At 72.5% G+C, this 23,276-nt stretch carries 23 protein-coding genes; 10 read left to right on the top strand and 13 right to left on the bottom strand.

The genetic code is table 11. The annotated features are described in order from the left end of the window. Positions 1 to 136 precede the first annotated feature (136 nt). Together ACFXDJ_RS02465 and ACFXDJ_RS02460 are read right to left on the bottom strand one after the other, a co-directional pair. A complete protein-coding gene (locus ACFXDJ_RS02465; protein ID WP_384649238.1) occupies positions 137 to 976 on the bottom strand; it encodes a DUF2182 domain-containing protein in 840 nt (279 codons plus the stop codon). A gap of 199 nt (positions 977 to 1,175) precedes the next feature. Further along, positions 1,176 to 3,395, bottom strand: a complete 2,220-nt coding sequence (locus tag ACFXDJ_RS02460; RefSeq protein WP_384649240.1) for a heavy metal translocating P-type ATPase — start codon at positions 3,393 to 3,395, stop codon at positions 1,176 to 1,178. Between the two features lie 75 nt (positions 3,396 to 3,470). Between ACFXDJ_RS02460 and ACFXDJ_RS02455 the strand changes: the two genes are divergently transcribed. The 5 genes from ACFXDJ_RS02455 to ACFXDJ_RS02435 all read left to right on the top strand — a co-directional run bounded on the left by ACFXDJ_RS02455 (position 3,471) and on the right by ACFXDJ_RS02435 (position 6,790). Next, positions 3,471 to 3,881, top strand: a complete 411-nt coding sequence (locus ACFXDJ_RS02455; RefSeq protein WP_384649242.1) for a heavy metal-responsive transcriptional regulator — start codon at positions 3,471 to 3,473, stop codon at positions 3,879 to 3,881. 71 nt (positions 3,882 to 3,952) lie between these two features. Further along, the gene (locus ACFXDJ_RS02450) at positions 3,953 to 4,357 is read left to right on the top strand and encodes a hypothetical protein (protein WP_384649244.1); all 405 of its coding nucleotides are present in this window, start codon (positions 3,953 to 3,955) and stop codon (positions 4,355 to 4,357) included. A gap of 118 nt (positions 4,358 to 4,475) precedes the next feature. Next, positions 4,476 to 5,600, top strand: coding sequence for a sulfite exporter TauE/SafE family protein (locus ACFXDJ_RS02445; RefSeq protein WP_384649246.1), 1,125 nt, complete (start codon positions 4,476 to 4,478; stop codon positions 5,598 to 5,600). Further along, positions 5,600 to 5,881, top strand: coding sequence for a cation transporter (locus tag ACFXDJ_RS02440; RefSeq protein ID WP_384649248.1), 282 nt, complete (start codon positions 5,600 to 5,602; stop codon positions 5,879 to 5,881). Before ACFXDJ_RS02445 ends, ACFXDJ_RS02440 begins: the two co-directional genes overlap by 1 nt. Positions 5,882 to 6,058: 177 nt before the next feature. Beyond that, positions 6,059 to 6,790, top strand: coding sequence for a DUF899 domain-containing protein (locus ACFXDJ_RS02435; protein ID WP_384649250.1), 732 nt, complete (start codon positions 6,059 to 6,061; stop codon positions 6,788 to 6,790). Between the two features lie 34 nt (positions 6,791 to 6,824). Here the strand turns inward: ACFXDJ_RS02435 and ACFXDJ_RS02430 are convergent, their stop codons facing one another. The 6 genes from ACFXDJ_RS02430 to ACFXDJ_RS02405 all read right to left on the bottom strand — a co-directional run bounded on the left by ACFXDJ_RS02430 (position 6,825) and on the right by ACFXDJ_RS02405 (position 12,345). Next, the gene (locus tag ACFXDJ_RS02430; RefSeq protein ID WP_384649252.1) at positions 6,825 to 8,240 is read right to left on the bottom strand and encodes a sensor histidine kinase; all 1,416 of its coding nucleotides are present in this window, start codon (positions 8,238 to 8,240) and stop codon (positions 6,825 to 6,827) included. Next, on the bottom strand, positions 8,237 to 8,899 hold the full coding sequence (locus tag ACFXDJ_RS02425) for a response regulator transcription factor (protein ID WP_384649254.1): 663 nt from the start codon (positions 8,897 to 8,899) through the stop codon (positions 8,237 to 8,239). The genes ACFXDJ_RS02430 and ACFXDJ_RS02425 overlap by 4 nt, the downstream gene beginning before the upstream one ends. A gap of 1 nt (position 8,900) precedes the next feature. Beyond that, a complete protein-coding gene (locus tag ACFXDJ_RS02420; RefSeq protein WP_384649256.1) occupies positions 8,901 to 9,557 on the bottom strand; it encodes a phosphatase PAP2 family protein in 657 nt (218 codons plus the stop codon). Beyond that, positions 9,554 to 10,390, bottom strand: a complete 837-nt coding sequence (locus tag ACFXDJ_RS02415) for an undecaprenyl-diphosphate phosphatase (protein WP_384649257.1) — start codon at positions 10,388 to 10,390, stop codon at positions 9,554 to 9,556. The genes ACFXDJ_RS02420 and ACFXDJ_RS02415 overlap by 4 nt, the downstream gene beginning before the upstream one ends. A gap of 111 nt (positions 10,391 to 10,501) precedes the next feature. Further along, on the bottom strand, positions 10,502 to 11,542 hold the full coding sequence (locus ACFXDJ_RS02410; protein WP_384649259.1) for an NUDIX domain-containing protein: 1,041 nt from the start codon (positions 11,540 to 11,542) through the stop codon (positions 10,502 to 10,504). Positions 11,543 to 11,691: 149 nt separating this feature from the next. Beyond that, positions 11,692 to 12,345 (bottom strand): LysE/ArgO family amino acid transporter, encoded by a 654-nt coding sequence (locus ACFXDJ_RS02405; RefSeq protein WP_384649261.1) that lies wholly within the window; start codon positions 12,343 to 12,345, stop codon positions 11,692 to 11,694. 70 nt (positions 12,346 to 12,415) lie between these two features. Here ACFXDJ_RS02405 and ACFXDJ_RS02400 point away from each other — a divergent pair, with 70 nt between their 5' ends. After that, the gene (locus tag ACFXDJ_RS02400) at positions 12,416 to 13,312 is read left to right on the top strand and encodes a LysR family transcriptional regulator ArgP (RefSeq protein ID WP_384649263.1); all 897 of its coding nucleotides are present in this window, start codon (positions 12,416 to 12,418) and stop codon (positions 13,310 to 13,312) included. 59 nt (positions 13,313 to 13,371) lie between these two features. On the opposite strand, the gene ACFXDJ_RS02395 is transcribed toward ACFXDJ_RS02400, so the two are convergent. Then, positions 13,372 to 15,777: an ATP-binding cassette domain-containing protein gene (locus ACFXDJ_RS02395; RefSeq protein ID WP_384649265.1), complete on the bottom strand. Its 2,406-nt coding sequence runs from the start codon at positions 15,775 to 15,777 to the stop codon at positions 13,372 to 13,374. 189 nt (positions 15,778 to 15,966) lie between these two features. Beyond that, the gene (locus ACFXDJ_RS02390) at positions 15,967 to 16,383 is read right to left on the bottom strand and encodes a VOC family protein (protein ID WP_384649267.1); all 417 of its coding nucleotides are present in this window, start codon (positions 16,381 to 16,383) and stop codon (positions 15,967 to 15,969) included. A 132-nt stretch (positions 16,384 to 16,515) separates the two neighbouring features. On the opposite strand from ACFXDJ_RS02390, the gene ACFXDJ_RS02385 reads away from it, so the two are divergent. Next, positions 16,516 to 16,908 carry a molybdopterin-binding protein gene (locus ACFXDJ_RS02385; protein ID WP_384649269.1) on the top strand — a complete coding sequence of 131 codons (393 nt, stop codon included), beginning with the start codon at positions 16,516 to 16,518 and terminating at the stop codon, positions 16,906 to 16,908. Between the two features lie 33 nt (positions 16,909 to 16,941). On the opposite strand, the gene ACFXDJ_RS02380 is transcribed toward ACFXDJ_RS02385, so the two are convergent. Beyond that, positions 16,942 to 17,541 (bottom strand): hypothetical protein, encoded by a 600-nt coding sequence (locus ACFXDJ_RS02380; RefSeq protein WP_384649271.1) that lies wholly within the window; start codon positions 17,539 to 17,541, stop codon positions 16,942 to 16,944. A 125-nt stretch (positions 17,542 to 17,666) separates the two neighbouring features. Between ACFXDJ_RS02380 and corA the strand changes: the two genes are divergently transcribed. Together corA and ACFXDJ_RS02370 are read left to right on the top strand one after the other, a co-directional pair. After that, complete coding sequence (gene corA, locus ACFXDJ_RS02375; protein WP_384649273.1) at positions 17,667 to 18,749, top strand: magnesium/cobalt transporter CorA; 1,083 nt, start codon at positions 17,667 to 17,669, stop codon at positions 18,747 to 18,749. Between the two features lie 140 nt (positions 18,750 to 18,889). Then, positions 18,890 to 19,504, top strand: a complete 615-nt coding sequence (locus ACFXDJ_RS02370) for a GNAT family N-acetyltransferase (protein WP_384649274.1) — start codon at positions 18,890 to 18,892, stop codon at positions 19,502 to 19,504. Between the two features lie 57 nt (positions 19,505 to 19,561). Here ACFXDJ_RS02370 and ACFXDJ_RS02365 read toward each other — a convergent pair whose 3' ends face one another. After that, positions 19,562 to 20,563, bottom strand: coding sequence for a class I SAM-dependent methyltransferase (locus ACFXDJ_RS02365; RefSeq protein WP_384649276.1), 1,002 nt, complete (start codon positions 20,561 to 20,563; stop codon positions 19,562 to 19,564). Between the two features lie 433 nt (positions 20,564 to 20,996). Between ACFXDJ_RS02365 and ACFXDJ_RS02360 the strand changes: the two genes are divergently transcribed. Next, positions 20,997 to 21,839, top strand: a complete 843-nt coding sequence (locus ACFXDJ_RS02360) for a chitosanase (RefSeq protein ID WP_384649278.1) — start codon at positions 20,997 to 20,999, stop codon at positions 21,837 to 21,839. On the opposite strand, the gene ACFXDJ_RS02355 is transcribed toward ACFXDJ_RS02360, so the two are convergent. Continuing rightward, positions 21,787 to 23,271 carry a glycosyltransferase family 87 protein gene (locus tag ACFXDJ_RS02355; RefSeq protein ID WP_384649280.1) on the bottom strand — a complete coding sequence of 495 codons (1,485 nt, stop codon included), beginning with the start codon at positions 23,269 to 23,271 and terminating at the stop codon, positions 21,787 to 21,789. The genes ACFXDJ_RS02360 and ACFXDJ_RS02355 overlap by 53 nt on opposite strands. Positions 23,272 to 23,276 lie beyond the last annotated feature (5 nt).

The following is a 23,276-nucleotide window of genomic DNA, read 5'->3' as shown; positions in this document are numbered from 1 at the left end:
CCATACGGGCCACATCAATTCTCCTCCCGGTGGCATGTGGGCAAAAGCCGAGCTGGCGGTCGACGGCGCGTACGGAGAGATGTCCGATCACGCCTTCTCCAGCGAGCAGCCCGAACGCGCCCACCGGACGTTGAGCTCATCCGCGCCAGCCGGTCCAGCCGCTCATCTGGTCCATGGGCGGACCCGACGTGTCCAGGCCGGGCAGCAGCCAGTCCTGGGAGGGGGCGAGTACGGCCAGGACGAGGAAGGCGAGGCCGACGGCCCAGGCCAGCCACGGTCCCTGCCGCCACAGCTTCTCCAGGAAGATGACGGCCGCCAGCGCGGCCATCGCGGCCACGTTCATGACGCCGAGGGGAATCAGGACGATCATCAGCCCCCAGCAGCATCCGACGCAGTAGAGCCCGTGGTGCGCGCCCACCCGCAGGTCCTTCGCCCAGGGCCGGAAGCGGGAGTACTGGAGCAGCTGGAACATCGGGTTGCGGCAGTGCCGCAGGCAGACCCCTTTCAGCGGCCCGAACTGCTGGGCCGCCGCGAGGAGGAACACGGCGGCGCCGATCCAGCGGCCCGTCGCCGGATCGCGGTCCACGAGGTGTCCGGTCACGGCCAGGGCGCCGTACGCGACCAGTCCGAAGGCGGTCCAGGTGAGGAGGTAGCCGCTGACGAATCCGGCGATCCGCAGGGCACGGGCGGGTCCGGACGAGCGGCGGTTGATGCCGCGTACCCACGTGATGGCGACCGGTGCCACCGAGGGCAGCATCATCGCCGCCATCATGACCACCCACAGCAGGAGGAAGAGCGGGAGCGCCAGGCCCATGGTGCCGGGCTCCATGCCCATGTGGCGGGACTGGCCGACGGTCAGTACCCACGCCAGCGCGGCCACCAGCACCATCAGGAACCACGCGACCGCCAGGTCACGCGCGGGCAGGAGGACGCCGGGCCGCGTGGGGGCCGGCGGGGCCGGCCGGAGGTGCGGCATGGAACGCCTCCCGGGGACGCGAGCTGCCTGGCCGCCTTGGACGCCTCGGACACGTCCCGCACCGATGGCTGTGGTGCACCCGCGCATGGCCGGGACGGGTCCGACGACACCTCCAGCAGATCACAGAACCGGCAGGCTCAAAACCTGAAGGCTCCGCCTTGGACGAGGATGAGCAGGCCGATGGCGATCGCGGCGAGGATCAGGATGTCGTCGGCCGGTGACGCAGGGGCTGGAAGCGCCTCAGCCGCAAGCTGTTGGAGACGACGAACACGGATGACGAGGCCATCGCGGCCCCGGCGATCATGGGGTTGAGCATGCCGAGCGCGGCCAGCGGCAGGGCGGCGACGTTGTAGGCGAAGGCCCAGAACAGGTTGGCCTTGATCGTGCGAAGGGTACGGCGGGCCAGCCGGATCGCATCGCCGGCGGCCCGCAGGTCGCCCCGGACCAAGGTCAGGTCGGAGGCGGCCATCGCGGCATCGGTACCCGTGCCCATCGCCAGGCCGAGGTCCGCCTGGGCCAGTGCGGCCGCGTCGTTCACTCCGTCGCCGACCATGGCCACCACGTGGCCCTGCTCCTGCATTCGCCGCACCTCCGCGACCTTGTCCTCGGGATGGACCTCGGCGATCACCTGGTCGATGCCGACCTCGGCGGCCACGGCGCGGGCCGCGGCGGTGTTGTCGCCGGTCAGCAGGACCGGTGTCAGCCCGAGCTGCCTGAGGTCGGCGATCGCCCGGGCGCTGGTCGCCCTGACGGTGTCGGCGACCACCAGCGCGGCGCGTACCCGCTCGTCCCAGGCGACGAAGACGACCGTGCGGCCCGCGGCCTCGGCCAGGTCGCGGGCCCCGGCGAGCTCGCCGGGCAGCGGCAGCAGCAGTCGACCGTCCAGCCAGGAGGCGCGTCCCGCCAGCACGGTGCGGCCTTCGACCCGGCCGGTAACGCCCCGGCCCTGGGTGTTGGCGAAGCCGGTGACCGGCGGCAGGGCGCCGAGTCGTTCCCGCGCGGCAGCGGAGATCGCGGCGGCGATGGGGTGCTCGCTCGCGTCCTCCAGGGCGCCGGCCAGCCGCAGGACCTCGTCCTCGTCCTCCCCGTCGGCGGGCACGACGTCGACCAGGCGCATCCTGCCTTCCGTGACGGTGCCGGTCTTGTCGAGCACCACGGTGTCGATCCGCCGGGTGGACTCCAGCACCTCCGGTCCGCTGATGAGCAGCCCGAGCTGGGCGCCGCGCCCGGTGCCCACCATCAGCGCGGTGGGTGTCGCCAGCCCCAGGGCGCAGGGGCAGGCGATGATCACCACGGCGATGGCCGAGGTCAGCGCCGTCGCGGCGGAGGCACCCGTCAGCATCCAGACGCCGAAGGTGCCCACGGCGAGCGCGATGACGACGGGGACGAAGACCGCGGAGATCCGGTCGGCCAGCCGCTGTACCGCTGCCTTGCCCGTCTGCGCGCGCTCCACCAGGGCGGCGATCTGTGCCAGCTTGGTGTCCGCTCCGATCCGGGTGGCCCGTACGGTCAGCCGGCCGTGGCTGTTGACGGTGGCGCCGGTGACCTGCGAGCCCGGTTCGACCTCCACCGGCACGCTCTCCCCGGTCAGCAGGGACTCGTCCACCGCCGAGGCGCCCTCGACGACCTCTCCGTCGGTGGCGATCTTCTCGCCCGGCCGTACGAGGAACAGGTCGCCCACGGCCAGGTCCTCGACCGGGATACGGATCTCCGTGCCATCGCGGAGCACGGCGACGTCCTTGGCACCCAGGTCCATCAGCGCCCGGATCGCGTCCCCGGCCCGTCGCTTGGCACGGGCCTCGAAGAACCGGCCGGCGAGCAGGAAGGCGGTCAGGACGACGGCGACCTCCAGGTAGAGGTGCTCGCCGCCCGCCAGGATGGTGCCGACGCTCCACAGGTAGGCGGCCAGCACGCCCAGCGAGACCAGGGTGTCCATCGTTGCCGAGCCGTGGCGCAGGTTCAGCGCCGCAGCCCGGTGGAAGGGCCACGCGCCCCAGGCGACCACCGGGGTGGCCAGGACCAGCGCGAACCACTGCCAGCCGGGGAAATGGAGGGCGGAGATCATCGACACGAAGACCACCGGCAGGCCCAGCAGCGCCGAGCCGATCAGGCGGCGGCGCAGACCGGCGACGCGGGATCCCTCGGCGTCGGCCGCCCCGGTCTCCTCCGCCGTGTCGGTCGAGACCCGGCCGCGGACCGGGGCGGCGCCGTAGCCGATGGCCTCGACGGCGGCGATCAGCCGCTCAGGTGAAACCTCGGGGCCCTCCCGGGTGATGTGCGCGGTCGCGGTCGCGAGGTTCACCGTCGCGCTCACCCCGGGCAGCTTCGCCAGCCTCCGCTCGACCCGCGCCACGCACGAGGCGCAGGTCATGCCGGTGATGGCCAGTTCTATGGAGTCCTGATCCGTACTCGTCCTCATGCCCGGACGGTAAAACCTTGCCCTTGGGGCAAGGTCAAGCCCACACTGGCGGGACTCGCACGAAGGGAGCCGCGCATGCTGACCGTCGGCCGTATCGCCGCGCAGACCGGGCTGAGCCCCAAGGCCGTCCGCCTGTACGAGGCCAACGGCCTCATCGACCCGCCCGAGCGCACCGCGGCCGGCTACCGCACCTACACCGAGGACGCGGTTGCGGTGCTCGGCTTCATTCGCCAGGCCCAGGCCCTCGGCCTCAGCCTCAAGGAGATCAAGGACGTCCTCGACCTCCAGCGGCGCGGCGAGCAGCCCTGCGGCCTCGTCACCAGCCTCCTCGATCAGCACCTGGCCGACATCGACCGCCGCATCGCCGACCTCCGGGCCCTGCGCACCACCCTCCAGACCGCCCGCGCCATGGCCGGCCAGGCGGCGGACCGGGGGGAGGACGCCGTGGTCTGCCAGATCATCGAAGGCGTCCCCGCAGGATCCTGACCCGCGCCCCGACCGACGGTCCCGGGGGGTGCTGAGCGGCTGCCGGTGCGGCTTGGCCTAGCATGGCGCCCATGTCGCGACGCCTGCCCCTGCCGCTCCGGACCTGGTCCGGAGTGCTGCTGGTGTGCGCGCTCTTCGCCTGCCTGACGGGGCTGGCGCGTCCCGCGATGGCGATGCCGGGGCCCGGGTCGATGCCTGGGTCGATGCAGATGTCTTCGCACGCCGCGATGAGCGGGCACGCCGCGGCTCCGGCCGCCGCCGAGTCGCCGGACCACGGCCCGAGCTGCCCGATGGCCGCCGAACAGTGCGTGGCGCCGAAGGGCCTCGTCGCTCAGGACGGCCCGGCCGTTCCCGTGCTCGTGACCGTGTCGCACGTGACCGTCTGCTCGTCCGGGCTCCTGACGGGGCAGCCCAACGCTCCGCCGCCCGCGGTCGCCCCTCCTGATCTGCACCGGTTGTGCGTGTCACGGACGTGATGCCCGGCCACCCGTGAGGCGAATGCCTCACGGGACGCCGTGTCTTCTCACGTCCGCCTCGGCACGCCCGGATCTTCCGTGTGCGCGTGCCGTCGTCGCAGAACAGGAGCAACGACGCATGCCGTCGTCCATCGCTTTGCTGATCACCGGTGCCAGCACCGGTCTGCTCGCCGGTGGCGCCTCGTGCGCCGCCGTACAGGGGGGCCTGCTGGCCGGCGCCGTGACCCGCCGCCGCGGCCCCGGCCCCGGCCCCGCCTCGAAATCGACCGCCAAGTCGACCGCCAAGCCGGCCGCTACGCCGCTGGCGCCGGTCGGGGCCTTCCTGGCCGGGAAGCTCGCCTCCCACACCGTGCTCGGTGCCCTGCTGGGCGTCTTCGGCAACGCCCTGCAGCCCAGCCCCCGCACCCAGGCGATGCTGATGCTCGCCGCCGGAGTGCTCATGGTGCTGTTCGCCCTGGACCTGTTCGGGGTCAAGGCCGTGGGGCGGCTGCTGCCCAGGCCCCCGGCGTCGTTCGGCCGCCTGATGCGGCGCAGCGCGAGGACCGACACGGTGGCCACCCCCGCACTGGTCGGCTTCGCCACGGTCCTGGTGCCGTGCGGGGTGACCCTCTCGATGGAGCTGCTCGCCATCACCTCCGGATCGGCGGTGGCCGGGGCCGCCGTGATGGCCGGGTTCGTCGTGGGCACCGCGCCGCTGTTCGCCCTGCTGGGCTACCTGTTCCGGCGCAGCAGCCAGGCACTCTCCGGCAAGCTGGCCGGACTCACCGGGGTGGTGGTGCTGGCCGTCGCCGCCTGGACCATGATGTCCGCGCTGCAAGCAGGCGGCTGGGTCTCCTTCGACTCGCCCTCACCGGGCCGGCAGACCTCGGCGAGCGGCCCGTTCATCGTGGAAGGCGGCGACGGCAGCGGTTCCGGGGGCGGCGGCGACTCGCAGGAGCCGTCAGGGAACCCCGTACGCACGGACGCGTCCGGGCGGCAGATCATCACGCTGACCGTGACGGACTTCTACGCCCCCACCCAGTTCACCGCGAAGGCCGGCGTGCCCACCACGCTGGTGCTGCACGGCAAGGACTCGGGCGGCTGTGCCCGGGCGTTCACCATTCCCGAACTCGGGGTGCAGGAGATCGTCAAACGGGACGGGGACACCGACGTCGACCTGGGCACCCGCAAGCCCGGAACCCTCCGGTTCACCTGCGCCATGGGCATGCAGACCGGGGCCATCGAGTTCAAGAAGGACCTGTGATGAAGCTCTTCAGCCGCAAGAACAAGACCGGAACCGACACCGACACCGGAACCGACACCGGCTCTCGGGTCGAGCTCCTCATCGAAGGCATGCACTGCACCAGCTGCGGCCTGCTCATCGACGACGAACTCGAAGACCTCCCCGGAGTCCGCTCGGCCGCCACTGACACGCGCAACGGACTCAGCGTCATCCGCCTGGAGGAAGGAGCCCAGGTCGACGGCGCGGCTCTCGTCGCCGCCGTGGAAGCGGCGGGCGACTACACGGCCCGGCTCGCCGACTGACGACGGGTGGCGCTCCCGCTTCCCGCCGGAGCGCCACGGGCCGGCCGGCCGAGAACGTCCGCCGCCGCGCGCGTACGGTGGGACGTAGGGCCGGAGCGGGTACGCCGGTCCTGGCAGCCGCTGGGGCGACCGCCCGCCGCGGTGTGCCCTGCTGCTCCTCCACAGGAGGGAAAGGCCATGCCCGAGCACAGCGTCGGCACGCAGGAGGAATTCGAGGCAGCCCGAGCGGAGCTGCTCGTGGAGGAGAAGAAGCTCACCAGACTCGGCGACGAGCTCGCGCGCAAGCGGCGCGAGCTTCCCTGGGTGCGGGTCGAGAAGGACTACCGCTTCGAGACCGAGGGTGGGACCAAGTCGCTCGCGGACCTCTTCGACGGGCGCTCACAGCTGCTGGTCTACCACTTCATGTTCGGCCCGCCGTACGAGGCGGGATGCCCGGTCTGCTCGTCGATCGCGGACACCCTCGACGCCAACGCGGTCCACCTCAAGGCCCGCGACGTGACGCTGATCTGCTCCTCGCGGGCCCCGGTCGACAAGCTCCTCGCCTACCGGGAGCGGATGGGCTGGAGCTTCGACTGGGTCTCCTCCGGCGACAGCGACTTCCACCGCGACCTCGGCTTCATGTACACCGGGGAGGAGCTGAGGCCGTTCCTGGAGGGCGAGATCCCGGCGACGGTGGGTCAGATGGCGGAGGCCTCCGGCACGGACGTACTCGGGTACGTCACCGAAGGGCCCGGCCTGAGCTGCTACGCCCGGTCGGACGGCGCCGTCTACCGGACGTACGTCACCACCGCGCGCGGCCTGGAACCCGCCATGGCCTACTACGGGCTCCTCGACCGCGCGCCGTTGGGACGCCACGAGGAGGGCGAGGAGGCGCACTGGCTGCGCCGCCACGACGAGTACGGGACCTGAGCGGAAACAGCTCCTGCACGGGCGACGGAGCAGGTCAGCCCGCGGGCAGGGTGATCACGAACCGTGCACCATGACGGTGCCCTTCGTCATGATGGACGTCACCGTCCACGGAGCGGGCCAGGCGCCGCGCGAGCGGCAGCCCGAGGCCCGCTCCGGTGTGTCCGTCGCCGGGGTCGGCGCGCCGTCCCGGGCGGAAGAGCTCCGGAGCGAAGGACGGCGGCACTCCCGGTCCGTCATCGGTGACCTCGATCCGGATGCCCGCGTCCTGGCGGCGGGCGCTCAGCAGGACCCGGGAACGGGCGTGGCGCAGGGCATTGTCGAGCAGGGGGCCGACCGCCCGTTCGAGGAGCGCTTGCGGGACGCCGGCGGTCAGACCCGGGGCCACGTCCACGTCCACGCCCACGTCCGTGTCCATGAGGTGGACGCCGGCCGGCCCTGGCTGGGGGAACCGCGCGGCGAGTCCGCTCAGCGCGGACCGGACGTCGGTGGTGCCCCGCGTGGCGCCGGCGCTGCCGCGGGCGTCGTCGAGCAGGGTGTCGCAGATGGTGTGCATGGAACGCGCGGCATCCTCGATGGCGGCGCAGGCGCGTCGGGCCTCTGCTTCGGAGCGCGGCCGGCTCTGCCACCAGTCGACCTCGGCGATGATCCGGGCGAGCGGGTTGCGCAGTTCGTGGGAGAGCTCCCGGGTGAGCTGCTGTTCGTGGCGCAGTCCGGCCCGGATCCGGTCGAGCAGGGCGTCCAGCGAGTTGCCGAGCCGGGCGAGTTCGTCCGGCCGCCGGGCGTCGCTGAAGCGGCTGTCCGAGGCCAGCGTGGACCAGGTGGTGGCCTGTTCGGTCATGGTGCGTACGGGGCGCAGGGCGCGGGCCACCGCGAGGCGGGTCAGCGCGTAGGTGCAGGCCAGCACGGCGGCGTCCAACGCGAGCGAGGCGTACAGCACGGTGTCCGCGGAGCTGCGGTACGGGGCGAGCGCGAGGGCGGTGACCACGGCGGCCGAGGTGCCCCCGGAGCCGGAGCCGGAACCCGAGCCCGAGCCGAGGACGGGCTGGACGCACAGCCGCACCGGCTGCCGCGCTCCCTCGACGGTGGCGCATCGTTGGCCGCCGGCCGCCGCGAGGGCGTCCGCGGCCCGGCCGAGCGGGCCGCTCGCCGCCACGCCGGGCGGCGCTTCGAGCCGTACCGCTCCCGAGTAGATCCAGACGTCGGCGTCGAGCGCGTCGTCGTTGGGCACCTCCACCACGCGGGCCGTGGGCCCCGTGGTGTCCACGGTCGTGGCGACGGCGGTCGCGCGGGTGCGCAGGTGGTCGTCCGCCTGCTGCTGGAGCCGCTCGCGGACGACGGCGTTGAAGACGACGGTGAGCACGATCATCAGCAGCGCCGCGGCGGCCAGGGCGACCAGCGAGAGCCGCCCGCGCAGGGTGTGCGGAAGCCGGCCGGGCGAGGGAAGGTTCATGACAGGCGGTGTCCGATTCCACGGCTGGTGCCGAGCGTCCGGTCGCTGCCGGCGGTACGGAGCTTGCGGCGCAGCCGGCTCACGTACTGGTCGAGGGTGTTGTCACTGACCTGGGCTCCCTCGGGCCAGCCCGCCCGGACCAGGTCGCGGCGGGTGACCAGACCGCCGGCGGCGGCGATGAGCACCGCCAGCAGCCGGAACTCGGTCGGAGTCAGGTCCAGGGGCGATCCCGAGACGGTGCAGGTGTGGCGGGAGGGGTCGAGCAGCAGGTCGCCCGCCGCGGCGGGCGTTTGCGGGCCCGCTCGCCTGAGGGCGGCGCGCAGGCGGGCCGCGAGCTCGGCCAGGTGGAAGGGTTTGGCGAGGTAGTCGTCGCCTCCGGCCGAGAAACCGGTCAGCCGGTCGGTCAGGTTGTGGTGCGCCGTCAGGAAGATCACCGGGGCCTTGAACCCGCGTGCCCTGAGGGCCTGGCAGACGTCCCGGCCGTCCGCGTCGGGCAGTCCGACGTCCAGGACGACCGCGTCGAAGCCGTCGTCGGCCATCCGCATCGCCCCCGCGCCGTCCGCCGCCGGGGCCGGGTCGAAGTCCTCGTCGCGCAGGCCGCGCAGCAGTACGTCCCGCAGGGCGTGGTCGTCCTCGACGACGAGGATGCGCTGGCGCACGTCAGACGGCGGCCGGACGCTGCTCGCGCGTGCGCCACAGGTACGCGCAGGCCAGGAGCGAGAGCCAGGCGGTCGCGAAGAGCCAGCCCCCGATGACGTCGGTGAACCAGTGGACCCCGAGGTAGACGCGGGTGAGGCCGACCGCCGCACCCCACACCCCGATCAGCACGAGCGCCGTCCGGGGCCTCCGGGGGCCGCGCAGGAACAGGGCGGCGGCCAGGAGCCCGGCGGTCATGGCCGCCGTGGCGGTGTGGCCGGAGGGGAAGGACCAGCCCGAGGCGTGCGCGGCCCAGTCTGCGACCGCGGGGCGCGGGCGGGCGACCAGCGCCATGACCGCGTAGCGCAGGGCCTGGCCCACGCCGAGAGCGACCAGCAGGGCCGCCGCCGTCCAGGCGCGCTGCCGGGCGGTGCGGCCCGCGTACAGGCCCGCCAGGAGGAGCAGGGCGTACGGGAGGACTCCCGTACCGGTGGCGGTGAGGGCGCGGGCGGCCGCCGCCGCGACGGGCGGGCGGTGCTCCACCGACCAGTGGTGCAGCCCGGCGTCGGCGGGCAGCAGGTGGTCCGGGGCCCGTACGACCCACACCGCCAGCAGCGTGAAGAGCGCCGCCGACGCCAGGGCCGCCCATCCGGCCCGGCGGGCGAGCTGGGCGCGGGTCATGCGGTGAGGACGCCGGTTCCGAGGAGGCCGAAGAGCAGGAGGCCGATGATGATCCGGTAGATGACGAAGGCGTTGAAGGAGTGCTTGGCGACGAACTTGAGGAGCCAGGCGATCGAGGCGTAGGCGACCACGAAGGACACCACGGTGCCGACGACCAGCGGGACGGTGTCCACACCGGCTCCGACGGCGTCCTTGAGCTCGTAGAGGCCCGCGCCGGTCAGGGCGGGGATGCCGAGGAAGAAGGAGAGGCGGGTGGCGGCGACGCGTTCGAGGTCGAGGATGAGGCCGGTCGACATCGTGGCCCCGGACCGGGAGAAGCCGGGGAAGAGCAGGGCGAGGATCTGGGAGCAGCCCACCAGCATGGCGTCCTTGAAGGTGGTGTCGTCCTCGCCGCGCTTGTGGCGGCCCATCTGGTCGGCGGCCCACATGAAGCCGCTGCCGACGATCAGGGAGCCGGCCACCACCCACAGGGAGGCCAGCGTGCTCTCGATGAGCGGCTTCGCGGCCAGCCCCACGACCACGATGGGGATGGTGGCGTAGATGACCCACCAGGCGAACTTGTAGTCGTGGTGGTACCGCTCCTCGCGGTTGGCCAGGCCGCGACCCCACGCGCTCACGATCCGCACGATGTCCTTGAAGAAGTACACCAGGACCGCGGCGATGGCTCCGACCTGGATCACGGCGGTGAAGGCGACGACCGCCTTGTCGTCCACCGGAATGCCCATCAGGCCTTCGGTGATCTTCAGGTGTCCGGTGGAGGAGACCGGCAGGAATTCGGTGACCCCTTCGACGACGCCGAGGACCGCCGCCTGTCCGATGCCGATGGTGCTCAATTGGTCCGTCCCTGAGGTTGGTTCGACGTGGCGCTGGTCAAGGTCTGGCTCCGGGAGTGCATGGCGCCGACCGACTATATCGTCTACAAAACTGTAGACGAGCCCCGGGTTCTAGACCGGGCGGCCCCCGTGGAGTTCCAGGGGGCCGGTGGCCGTGGTGCGGGCCTTGAGGCAGGCCTTGATCTGGCGGCGCAGGGACGGCTTCACGAAGGAGCGGAGATCGGACCGGGGGACCGTGCGCCACTGGAGGAGCTCCGATGTGGGCAGCCGGATACGCGCCAGGGTGCGGGCGTTGAGGATACCGCCGTCGTAGAGGAAGCGGATGCGGGCCGGATAGCCGGACCGGTGGGACCAGTTGACGGCCAGCAGCCGGCCCGGCGGGATGTCCAGGCCGAGTTCCTCGCGGACCTCGCGGCCCGCGGCGGCCCGCGGGATCTCGCCGAGGTCGCTGTCGATGCCGCCGCCGGGGAGGTGCCAGTGGTCCGGATTCCCGTACGCGGGCTGGACCAGGAGCACAGCGCCCGCGGTGTCGGTGAACAGCACGCTCGCCGCCGTGAGGGCCTTGGGGCGGGCGGCCCGGTGGCCGGCGGTGTCGAAGGCTCCCGCGTGCTCCAGGGCCGCCCGGCGCTCCGGATCCAGTCCGGCCGGGGATCCGGGCTGGGGGACACCGTTGATCAGGTGGGCGAGGGAGCCCGTGTGCAGGGCGGCCAGGCCGGCGCGGAGCCGGGGCGCGATCCGGGCGGGCAGGGCCTCGTAGGCCTCGTCCGGGGTGAGCCAGCGGGCCTCGGTGACCTCGCCGTCCGGGAAGGAGATCGCGGAGGCCTCCTCGTGCGTCAGCGGCCCGACGAGGTGGGCGTGGACGACGAGGGAGCGTCCGAGGGGCCCCGGCGGGCGGGAGTCCACGGCGAGCAGCCGGCCGACGGGCACGCTCAGGTCCAGTTCCTCCTTCAGCTCGCGGGCCAGCCCTTCCTCGGGGGTCTCGGTGTCCTCGACGCCCCCGCCGGGGAGTTCGAGTTCCGTCTTGTACGACGTGGTCAGTACGAGGACCCGGCCGCGCGTGTCCAGCACGATCCCGGTGGCGGCCATGAGGGGAGCGGACTGGGCGGCGTAGTAGGCGCGGACCGAGTCGGGGTAGGAGGGCTCTTCCGGCACGGGGGCTCCTGGAGGTGCGGGTGGCGCGGGGGCGCGCGGGATCGGCTCTGTTGGGCATGCCAATTCTGTTCCAGACGGAAGCCGGCGCCGACGCTGCCCGGGGGAGCGGGCCCGCCGCGGCCGCCGCGACGGCGGAGGTGGCGTGGGCTTCAGGCCCGGGCGAGGAGCAGGCCGCCCATCGTGACCATGGTCGCCGCCACGAGCCCGTCGAGGACCCGCCAGGCCGAGGGCCGCGCGAACAGGCCGCTGAGCAGCCGGGCACCGTAGCCGAGGGCGCCGAACCAGACCAGGCTCGCCAGACCAGCCCCGATGCCGAACGCCCAGCGAAGGTCGCCCCGGTCGGCGGCGAGGGAACCGAGCAGCAGCACGGTGTCGAGGTAGACGTGGGGGTTGAGCCAGGTCATGGCCAGGCAGGTCAGCACGGCGGCCCGGGTGGTGCCGGAACCGGGGGCGGCCGCGGGGCCGGAACCGGAGCCGACTCCCTCGGAATTGAGGGCCGCGCCGGGGGTGGGGCGCAGCATCCGGCGGGCGGCGAGGACCCCGTAGGAGATCAGGAAGGCCCCGCCGACGAGTCCGACCAGGGTGAGCGCGGGCGGCCAGGCGGTGACGAAGGCGCCGACGCCGGTCACGCCGAGGGCGATGAGGGCCGCGTCGGAGAGGGCGCAGATGGCGACCACGGCGAGGACCGAGTGGCGGCGTACGCCCTGGCGCAGGACGAAGGCGTTCTGGGCGCCGATGGCGACGATGAGGGAAAGTCCGGTTCCGAAGCCGGCCAGGCCCGCCGGGATGATGCCGTGTGTCATGTCTTCGACCGTAGGCGGGTGTGGCGTGCGTAGTACAGCTAATGATTCTTACGTAGCATTAGCCGCTGTGATGGATGAGCTGCCTGTGGACCAGGTGCGGACGCTGCTCGCGGTCATCGACGAGGGCACCTTCGACGCGGCGGCCGCCGCCCTGCACGTGACCCCGTCCGCCGTCAGCCAGCGCGTCAAGGCGCTGGAGCAGCGGACCGGGCGGGTGCTGCTGATGCGGACCAAACCGGTACGCGCGACCGAGTCCGGGGAGGTCGTCGTCCGCTTCGCGCGGCAGTTGGCCCGGCTGGAGCGGGACGCGCGGGCCGAGCTCGGAATGGCGCGGGGCCTGGGGCCGGTGCGGCTGCCGATCGCGGTCAACGCGGACTCGCTGGCCACGTGGTTCCTGCCCGCGCTGACCCGGGTGCCGCAGGATCCGCCCGTCTGCTTCGAGCTGCACCGCGAGGACGAGGGGCACGCGACCGCGCTGCTACGGGACGGTCGCGTGATGGCGGCGGTGACCTCGCAGCCGGAGGCGGTGGCGGGGTGCACGGTGCGCAGGCTGGGGCTCGCGCGGTACCTGCCGGTGGCCAGCCCGGAGTTCGCGGCCCGGCATCTGAAGGGGCGGGTGGACCGGGACCTGCGGGTGGCCCCGGTGGTCGTCTTCGACCGGCGGGACCTGATCCAGGACCGCTTCGTGCGGATGCTGACGGGGGACGAGGGGGCCGGGGCCTCGGAGGTCCGGCACTACGTGCCGACGTCCGAGGGGTTCTGCGACGCGGCGGTCGCCGGGCTGGGCTGGGCGATGGTGCCGGAGGCGCAGGCGGGGCCGTTGGTGGAGGAGGGGCGGCTGGTGGTCATCGCGCCGGGGCGCCACCTCGACGTACCGCTGCACTGGCAGCAGTGGAAGCTCGATTCGCCCGCGCTGTCGACGGTGGCTTCGGTGATCGCGCGGGCGGCGGCGGGGGCACTTCGTTAGGCCGTCTCCTGGATTCCTGTAGAGCTCAGGCCTGGCGAAGTGCCCCGATCCGCCGCGCCTCAGGCGCCCACGTAGGCGGCCAGGTGCTCGCCGGTGAGGGTGGAGCGGGCGGCGACGAGGTCGGCCGGGGTGCCTTCGAAGACGATCCGGCCGCCGTCGTGCCCGGCGCCGGGGCCGAGGTCGATGATCCAGTCGGCGTGCGCCATCACCGCCTGGTGGTGTTCGACGACGATGACCGACTTCCCGGAGTCGACGAGCCGGTCGAGCAGGCCGAGCAGTTGCTCGACGTCGGCGAGGTGGAGGCCTGCGGTCGGCTCGTCGAGGACGTACACCCCGCCCTTCTCGGACATGTGCGTGGCCAGCTTGAGCCGCTGCCGCTCGCCGCCGGACAGCGTGGTGAGCGGCTGGCCGAGGGTGAGGTATCCGAGTCCCACGTCGACGAGCCGGACGAGGATGCGGTGTGCAGCCGGGGTCGCCGCCTCTCCCGCGCCGAAGAACTCCTCGGCCTCGGCCACCGACATCGCCAGTACCTCGCTGATGTCGCGGCCGCCGAGGTGGTGGTGCAGGACCGAGGCGTCGAAGCGCTTGCCCTCGCACTCCTCGCAGGGGGTGGCCACGCCGGCCATCATCGCCAGGTCGGTGTAGACGACCCCGATGCCGTTGCAGTTGGGGCAGGCGCCCTCGGAGTTGGCGCTGAACAGGGCCGGCTTGACCCCGTTGGCCTTGGCGAACGCCTTGCGGATCGGGTCGAGCAGTCCCGTGTACGTGGCCGGGTTGCTCCGCCGCGAACCGCGGATCGCGCCCTGGTCCACCGAGATCACTTCCGCGCCGGGCGCCCCCGACCGGCTGGGCAACGAGCCGTGCACGAGCGAGCTCTTGCCGGAGCCGGCGACGCCCGTGACCACGGCGAGGACACCGAGCGGGATGTCCACGTCGATGTTCTGGAGGTTGTGCGCCGTGGCGCCGCGGATCTCCAGCGTGCCGGTGGGCTTGCGGACCGACTCCTTGACGGCGGCCCGGTCGTCGAAGTGGCGGCCGGTGACGGTGCCGCCGGTCCGCAGCCCTTCCACGGTGCCCTCGAAGCAGACGGTGCCGCCGGCCGAGCCGGCGCCCGGGCCGAGGTCGACCACGTGGTCGGCGATGACGATCGTCTCCGGCTTGTGCTCCACCACGAGCACCGTGTTGCCCTTGTCCCGCAGCCTCAGCAGCAGGCCGTTCATCCGCTGGATGTCATGGGGGTGCAGCCCGATGGTGGGTTCGTCGAAGACGTAGGTCACGTCGGTGAGCGAGGAGCCGAGGTGGCGGATCATCTTGACGCGCTGGGACTCGCCGCCCGAGAGCGTGCCCGACGCCCGGTCGAGCGAGAGGTAGCCGAGGCCGATCTCCACGAACGAGTCGAGGGTCCGGCGCAGCGCGTCGAGCAGCGGTGCGACCGAAGGCTCGTCGAGGCCCCGTACCCATGCGGCCAGGTCGCTGATCTGCATCGCGCAGGCGTCGGCGATGCTGATCTTCTTGATCTTCGAGGACCGGGCCCCCTCGCTCAGCCGGGTGCCGTCGCAGTCGGGGCAGGTGGTGAAGGTGACCGCCCGCTCCACGAACGCCCGGATGTGCGGCTGCATCGCCTCCTTGTCCTTGGAGAGGAAGGACTTCTGGATCTTGGGGATCAGCCCCTCGAAGGTGAGGTTCACCCCGTCGACCTTCACCTTGGTCGGCTCCCGGTACAGGAAGTCCTGCATCTCCCTCTTGGTGTACTTGCTGATCGGCTTGTTCGGATCGAGGAGGCCCGACTCGGCGTAGACCCGCACGGTGAAGAAGCTGTCGGACTTCCAGCCCGGGATGGTGAACGCACCCTCGGCGAGCGACTTGGAGTCGTCGTAGAGCTGCGTGAGGTCGATGTCGGAGACCGAGCCCCGGCCCTCGCAGCGCGTACACATGCCGCCGGTGCGACTGAAGGTCCGCTTGACGGTCTTCGTCTTGTCGGTGCCGCGGTCGACCTTGAACGCACCGCTCGCCTGGACCGAGGCGACGTTGAAGGAGAACGCCTGGGGCGAGCCGATGTGCGGCTTCCCGAGCCGGCTGAAGAGGATGCGCAGCATCGCGTTGGCGTCGGTGGCGGTGCCGACCGTGGAACGGGGGTCGCCGCCCATCCGCTGCTGATCGACGGAGATCGCGGTGGTGAGCCCTTCGAGTACGTCGACCTCGGGCCGCGCGAGCGTGGGCATGAACCCCTGCACGAAGGCGCTGTAGGTCTCGTTGATCAGCCGCTGCGACTCCGCGGCGATCGTGCCGAAGACCAGCGAGCTCTTGCCCGAGCCGGAGACCCCGGTGAACACCGTCAGCCGGCGCTTCGGGATCTCGACGCTGATGTCCTTGAGGTTGTTCACGCGTGCACCGTGCACGCGGATCAGACCGTGGCTGTCCGACCGGCTGTCCGTCTGACTGTCTGTCTTCTTGGCCTTGCTCATCGTTTCTCCATCAGCTCGACGGGGCCGCGTGCGCGGCAGCATTCCTCTGTTTACCCGATAGACGGTGTCGGCCGGGGCGGCGCAACGCCCGTACGACCGACACCGTCCCGCTGGTGTGTGAGGGCGAGGTGTCGGGCCAACCGGCGGTCGTGGTCTGTCAGTTCGCGGGAGCGGAGCTCGTTGCCCTGCTCACTGCCCGCGGGGCCGGCTGAAGCGGATCATGTTGCCGGCCGGGTCGCGGAAGGCGCAGTCGCGGACTCCGTACGGCTGGTCGACCGGCTCCTGGAGCACCTCGGCGCCGGTGGCGCGGATGTGCTCGAAGGTGGCGTCGACGTCGTCGGTCGAGAAGATCACGCCGCGCAGGAGGCCCTTGGCCAGGAGTTCCGCCATGGCCTCCCGGTCGGCGGCCGAGGCGTTGGGGTCGGCGAGCGGCGGTTCGAGGACGATCTCCACGCCCGGCTGTGCGGGGGAGCCCACGGTCACCCAGCGCATCCCCCCGTACCCGATGTCCTTGAGCACCTCCAGGCCGAGGGCGTCACGGTAGAAGCCGAGCGCCTTGTCGTGGTCGTCGACGGCGATGAAGCACTGCGAGAGGTTGATTTCCATGCATCCGACGCTACGGGCGGCGGGCCGGGGATGGCTTCTCCATTCCTGACCGGTTGTCCCGGCCGGCTCGGACGACACGACCTCGGGCCCTTGGCCTGCGATAACCCCGAGGGCAGGGCATAGGCTGCCGGTATGGAGTCCTACACGATCGGCCAGGCGGCCCGGCTGCTCGGCGTCAGCGTTGACACGGCCCGGCGGTGGGCGGACGCGGAGCGCTTCCCGACGCGCCGCGAGGGCACGCGGCGCATGGTGGACGGGCCGGACCTGGCCGCGTTCTGCGTGGAGGCCGCGCAGGAGGGGGCCGACGGCGACGAGGCCCCGTACACCTCGGCGCGCAACGCCTTCCCCGGCATCGTGACCGGGGTGAAGCTCGGCACGGTCGACGCACAGGTGGAGATCCAGGCCGGCCCGCACCGCATCGTGTCGCTGCTGACGCGCGAAGCGGTGGAAGAGCTCGGGCTGGAGGTCGGGGCGCGGGCGACGGCGCGGGTGAAGTCGACCAGCGTGTTCATCGACCGCGCCTGAGGGAGGTTTCCCGGGCCGCCCTGTCGAGGCGGCTCAGCGTACGGAGGCCCTGAGCCGCTCGGCGGCCTCGCGCGCCGCGTCGACGGCTCCGGCGCGGGCGGCCTCGCGGTCGGAGTCGGCGCGGGTGTAGGTCAGGGTGACCACCAGGTTGCTCAGGCGGAAGCAGACCTGCGCGGTCGCCGGGCGCGCGGGATCGGGCGTACGGAAGCGGATGAACGCCTCGTCGCCCACGCCCGTGACCACCGCCGGGGTGGTCTCCTCCCAGCCCAGCAGGTCGTCGCGCTCCTCGCGCAGGTTCTTGACGGCGAGGCTCTCGGTGACCCGGGAGGGCCGGAGGAAGATCCCGGACCGGTTCGGGCCCTCCGCGCGCGGCGCGGCCCAGCTGCACGAACCGCTTTCGAGACGACCGCCGTACGAGGTGGGCGTCAGCCGGTGCACGGTCTGCGGGGACAGCAGTTCGCACGGGCGGGGGTCGGCGGTGAAATCGCCCGGGTGCTCCAGCTGCCAGTACTTCCACCCGAGGAATCCGCAGCTGGGTACGACGATCAGGGCCATCAGCAGGAGACTCGTCAGGGTGGAGAGGCGAAGGCGCGCGGGCCGTCGCCCGGGCCGTCTGCCGGGGGGTGTGGTCACCGCGGCAGCATAGGGGCCGCGCCCGAAGGCCGCACGAAAGTCTCCGCAGGTGCCCGGGCGCGGGGCACGGCGGAGCCGGTGGCAGACTGGGCGGCGATCCGCCGAAGGGGAGTACCACGTTGTCCATGTTCAGCAACCTGCGCCGGGTCGTGCGCCGCGGCTACCGCCGCGCCGTCGACCTCAGCCACCCGGCCCGCTCCCCGCTCGGCAGCGCCGTGGTCAACTGCATCGTCTACCGGAACGGTGAGCGCCAGGACGGCACCGCCGACGCCGGCGAGGCGCTGCGCCGGGTCCGCAAGACGGGCGAGGGGTTCGTCTGGATCGGCCTGCACGAGCCGTCGCAGACCGAACTCGCAGGCCTCGCCGAGCTGTTCGGCTTGCACCCGCTCGCCGTCGAGGACGCGGTCCACGCGCACCAGCGCCCCAAGATCGAGCGCTACGACGACACGCTCTTCGCCGTCTTCAAGACCGTGAGCTACGTGGAGCACGAGGAACTCACCGCGACGAGCGAGGTCGTGGAGACCGGCGAGCTCATGGCCTTCGCCGGCCAGGACTTCGTCATCACCATCCGGCACGGCGGCCGCGGCACCCTCGGGCCGGTCCGCGAGGAGCTGGAGGCCGCCCCCGACCAGCTGGCCAAGGGGCCGGTCGCCGTCCTGCACGCGATGGCCGACCACGTGGTCGACGAGTACGTGGCCGTCACGGACGCGGTGCAGAACGACATAGAAGCCGTCGAGACCATGGTGTTCAGCGAGTACGACGGCCGCGGCGACGCGGGCCGGATCTACCAGCTCAAGCGCGAACTCCTGGAACTGCGCCGCGCGGTGGCCCCGTTGAGCCGCCCGCTCCAGCAGCTGAGCACGCAGCCGATACCGGTCATCCCGCCGGAGATGCGCACGTACTTCCGCGACGTCGCCGACCACTTGACCCGCGCCACCGACCAGATCAGCGCCTACGACGCCCTCCTCGACTCCATCCTCCAGGCACACCTGGCGCAGGTGACCGTCGCCCAGAACGAGGACATGCGCAAGATCACCGCCTGGGCGGCCATCGTCGCCGTCCCGACGATGGTGTGCGGGGTCTACGGCATGAACTTCGACAACATGCCCGAACTGCACTGGACTTACGGGTACCCGGTCGTGCTCGGCGTGATGGCCGTCGCCTGCTTCGTCATCCACCGGGGCTTCCGGCGCAACGGCTGGCTCTGAGCGAAGGGTGCGCCGCCGTGCGGGAGTCCCGACCAGTGAACATCCCGGGAGCCGATTCCCGCCGCCGGGTAGGGTCCACCCGAGCAGGCGAACACACGGGGAAAGCGCGGAACGTGGGGAACGGGCAGGTGGGCGGGGACATGGATCAGCAGGCAGTGGCGAGCGCGGTGTTGGCCGGACAGCGGGTACGGATGGAGCCGCTGGAGCTCCGGCACCACGACGGGCTGTGCGAGGCGGTCCGTGACGGCAGCCTCTGGGAGATCCCGGTGACGATCGTCCCGCACCCGGACGAGGTGCGGGGGTTCATCGAGGACGCGATGGCGGCGCGCGCGGAGGGCACGCAGATCCCGTACGCCACGGTGGACGCGGAGACGGGACGGGTCCTCGGCTCGACCCGGCTGATGGTGATCAACACGAAGTACCGGCGGCTGGAGATCGGCTGGACCTTCCTCGCGGAGTCCCGGCAGCGCACGGGTGCGAACACCGAGGCGAAGCTGCTGATGCTGACCCACGCCTTCGAGGCGATGGAGATGAACCGGGTCGAGCTGATGACGGACGTGCGCAACGCCAAGTCGCGGGCCGCGATCGCCGGTCTGGGCGCCACGCACGAGGGCGTGCTCCGGCACCACATGATCATGCGGGACGGCTGGGTCCGCGATACCGCGGTGTACAGCATCACGCGCCCGGAATGGCCGGACGTCAAGCGTGCGTTGCAGAGCCGCGTGGCGGCCGGGCGCGCTTCCGCCTCTGCCTGAGCCTCCGCCTGAGCCAGAGCCTCCGCCTGAGCCGGAGCCGCGCCCCGTCCCGCCCCCCTACCGCTCCGCGCGGGCCAGGAAGTGGGTGGCGGCGTCCTCGTACGTGGCCAGGTGCCAGCCCGCCGCTTCGAGGGCCGGGCGGAGGTTCGGCTCGGCCAGGGGGTCGTCGGGGCTGACGGCGCGGCTGTGGCGGGCGGCGCGTTCCGCCCGGCCGGAAGGGTGGAAGAGCAGCAGCTCCCCGCCGGGCGCGGTGACGCGGGCCCATTCGCGCAGCGCGGTGCCCGGATGCGGCAGGTGGTCCAGGAGCCCGGCGGCGAAGATGCCGTGCACGGCGCCGGCGGGCAGCGGGAGCCGCGCGCAGTCGGCCAGCAGCAGCCCCCCGGCCGGGCCCCCGTCCGGCCCGCCGCGGCCCGCGCGGGCGGCCGCCGTGAGCATGGCGTGCGTGAGGTCGACGCCGATCACCGTGCCGGCGGCTCCGACCAGGGCCCGTAGCGCGGGCAGGGCGCGGCCGCTGCCACAGCCCAGATCGAGCGCGCTCTGCCCGGGCCGCAGCCGCATCCGGGCGACGGCGGCCTCGTACGCGGGGGTCTGGTAGGCGAAGCGCTCCTCCCAGGCGGCCGCCCGGGGTGTGAAGAAGGTCCGGGTGGCGGTGGTTTCGGCCCGTCCGGCGACCAGTTCGGCGAACCGGCGCAGGACCTCGACGTCGGCCTCGTCCGGGACCGGAAGCCCCCACGCGCTGGCGCCGACGCGGAATCCGTGCGGCGCGGCCGCGCCGCCGAGCAGCGGGTCGGTGGCCCCGCACCCGGTACCGCCGGAGCCCGCGGCCTCCGCGAGGAGCCGGGCGCCCTCCCCGAGCGCGAGTACGGGGACCTCGGCGGCCAGCGCCGGGCCGACGAGGGGGAGCGCGGCGGGGGTGGCGGTGGGGGAGAGGATCAGCGCGTCGATGCCGGTGAGGGTGGCGGGGAGGGGGTCATCGGCGCCGGGCCGGCACGGGCGGATCCGCAGCCCGGCCGCCTCCATGGCAGCGGTGGGCGCTTCTCCGATCACGAGGACGGCCATCGGCCACTCCATCCCTTGCGGCATATGAGGTTCCAGCGGCCGAAGTGGACCGCATATGCGTAAGGATGCCTCGTCTTGCCTCTCATATGCCAGGGGCCCGCGCGCCGAACACCGCTGATCGGTGCGCGGGGACTCCCCCTCACACACGGTCCCCGGCGAGAGAGCCGCAAGCGCCAGGCCGGAATCCGTGGTGTGCGACCAGTCAACCAAGGAACGGCGGCCCCGGGGAATTGGTGCCGGATACGGAATTCGAGCCCTTCGCGGGCGCCGGACTGGTGAATGCTCCAACCCCGGAACGGCAGGGGAACGGTCGAGGGACGGCTGCGGAACGGTCGCAGAACGGCCGGTTCCGGGGGGTTGAGTCGGCGCGAGTTCTGGTAGTAAAGTTTCCTAACGAAGGTCGCCGGAGCATCAACTCCCTCATGGAGGTACCGTGTTCACCCCCCACCGCAAGCGACTGGCCGTCAGTGCCCTGCTCGGCACCGCACTCCTCGCCGTACCCGTCACCGCCCACGCGACCGCCGCCCCCGCCGCGGCTCCGGCCGCGCGGGTGTCGGCGGCCGCCGCCGTCGGACTGGACGATCCGGTGAAGAAGGACATCGCCATGCAAATCGTCTCCAGTGCGGAGAATTCCTCGCTCAACTGGAAGGCCCAGTACAAGTACATCGAGGACATAGGCGACGGCCGCGGCTACACCGGCGGCATCATCGGCTTCTGTTCCGGCACGCACGACATGCTCGAGCTCGTCCAGTACTACACGGACATCAAGCCGGGCAACGTCCTCGCCAAGTACCTCCCCGCCCTGAAGAAGGTCGACGGCAGCGACTCGCACGCCGGCCTCGACCCCAACTTCACCAAGGACTGGGCGAAGGCGGCCGTCGACTCCGACTTCAAGAAGGCCCAGGACCACGAGCGCGACCGGGTCTACTTCAACCCCGCCGTCAGCCAGGGCAAGGCCGACGGGGTGGGCGTGCTCGGACAGTTCACCTACTACGACGCCATCGTCATGCACGGCGACGGAACCGATTCCACCAGCTTCCGCAACATCCGCAAGCGCGCCCTCTCCAAGGCCAAGCCTCCGTCCCAGGGCGGCAACGAGACCACCTGGCTCAACGCCTTCCTCGACGCCCGCGTCTGGGCGATGAAGCAGGAGGAGGCGCACAGCGACACCAGCCGCGTGGACACGGCGCAGCGGGTGTGGGTCAAGAAGGGCAACTTCAACCTCAACACCCCGCTGGACTGGAAGGTTTACGGGGACTCGTACCACATCGGCTGACGGCTCCGGCCGATCCAGGCGGCGGCCCGGGGCGGACCCCCTCCCCTTCCCGGGCCGCCGCCCGCCGCCGCTCGACCCGCCGCCGTACCGCCCATCCCGCCAGTACCGCCGCGCCCGCCAGCCCGTACGCCACCGGGATCGTCTGCCCGCCGAGCGCACGCACCGAGACGTACGCGGCCGCGCCCGCGACCGCCACCCCGAGCCACTCCGCGCGCCCGTCCAGCGCCACCAGCGCGATGAGCAGCAGCGCGTACCAGGAGTACCCCGGAGTCATCAGCAGGAACGCCGTGCCCGTCACCAGCAGGGCCCCGCTCCAGGGCTGCCGGGGATCGCCGCGCCGCCATACGTACGCCACCACGGCCAGGATGCCGACCGCCACCGCCGGGACCGCCCAGGCGTCCGGGAGCACGAGCCGCAGCAGCGCGTACCGGCCGCCCGCGCCGGGATCCTCGTACCCCTCCTCGTGCGCGTAGCCGCCCAGGTACCCGAAGACCGACGAGCGCGAGACCAGCACGTACGGCAGGTACGTCAGCGCCACCACCGCGGCCGCCGGAACCAGCAGCGCCGCGGCGTCCCGCCACCGCCGTACGCCGGCCAGCGCGCCCGGCAGCAGCACGGCGGGCAGCAGCTTCGCCGCGACCGCCAGCCCGAACAGGGCCCCGCCGAGGGCCCGTCGGCGCACGACCACCCCCAGCGCCGCCACCGACAGCAGTACGGCGAGCACGTCCACGTGCGCGTTGTTCACCGCCTCCACCGCCACCGCCGGACACCAGGCCCAGTACGCGACGTTACGGAGCGGCGCGCCCCGGCGGCGCTGGATCAGCAGCAGCGCACCGGTGACGGCGAGCGCCAGCAGGGCCCCGCCCACCTGAAGGGCCTTGTGACGCACGCCCGGTGGCGAGAGGACGTGCACGAGCCCGAAGTAGCCCTCGGCGACGGGCGGGTAAATGGTGTGCACGGAAGGCCGGTTGATCCGGGTGCACACCCCCGGCTCGATGGCCACCCGGTCCTGGTGCCCGGCGCAGGTGGCCCCGCCCCGGGGGAAGAGCCAGTCGTCGCGCAGCGCGCGGAGCGCCGGATCGGCCGGGGCGTGGTCGTACGGGGAGATCCCCGCGGCCTGCACCCGCCCGTCCCAGGCGTAGCGGAAGGAGTCGGTGCTGGTCAGCGGCGGCCCGGCCAGCCCCGTGGCGCAGACGGCCACCGCACCCGCCAGCACGAGCGGGACCACGAGGCGGCCCGGCACACCGCGCAGCGACCAGGCGGCCGCGGCGAACAGGGTCCAGGCGGCCGCGTACCACCAGGTGAGCCCGGCCGGGTCGGAGAAGTAGCCCTCGTCCCGGACGGCCGGCACGAGCACGGCGGTCAGTGACGCGAGCAGCAGCACGGTGAGGGCGACACGGGCGCGATGGTGGTTCGCGCGGGGGCGGTTCATACGGA

This window comes from Streptomyces sp. NPDC059443 (assembly GCF_042750105.1).
Lineage (GTDB): Bacteria > Actinomycetota > Actinomycetes > Streptomycetales > Streptomycetaceae > Streptomyces.
Note: the sequence above shows the minus strand (reverse complement) of the source record. Positions and strands in the feature narration are given on the sequence as shown.